This window comes from Streptomyces sp. SID5910, assembly GCF_009862125.1.
In the GTDB taxonomy this organism is placed as follows: Bacteria; Actinomycetota; Actinomycetes; order Streptomycetales; family Streptomycetaceae; genus Streptomyces.
The window spans coordinates 1-388 of the sequence record NZ_WWHX01000185.1; the positions used below are offsets into that span (position 1 = coordinate 1).

1 pseudogene is annotated in these 388 nt (G+C 82.7%); it reads right to left on the minus strand.

Annotated elements, in window-relative coordinates:
• Window positions 1-388 (minus strand): annotated as a pseudogene (locus GTW67_RS06430) (CHAT domain-containing protein); the annotation flags it as partial.

Consider the following 388-nt stretch of genomic DNA (forward strand, 5'->3'; position numbering starts at 1 on the left):
AGACCCCGCCGGCAGGCCTCCAGCACGCCCCGCGCCGACCCGGCCGCCCGGGCCCGCAGCGCCTGCGCCGCCCAGCCCGTCATCCGCGCCAGCGGCGGCCCGCCGCGGCGGCTGCGCGCGGCGACCGCCAGATGCCGTTCCGCGTCGGCCGTCCAGCCCAGCTCCAGCGCGATCCGGCCCGCCAGCAGCGACGCCTCCGGCGCGGCCGGCGCCCCGAACCCGGCCAGCCGCTCAGCCACCTCCGCCGCGTCCGCGACCAGCCGGCCCGAGGCACGCCCCGCCGCGACCCGCGCCTCGATCAGCACCAGCCGGGCGTGCGTCTCGTACCAGGTGCGCCGCTGCGCCGCGAACAGCCGCACCGCGACCGCCGCGCGCGCGACCGCGGTCC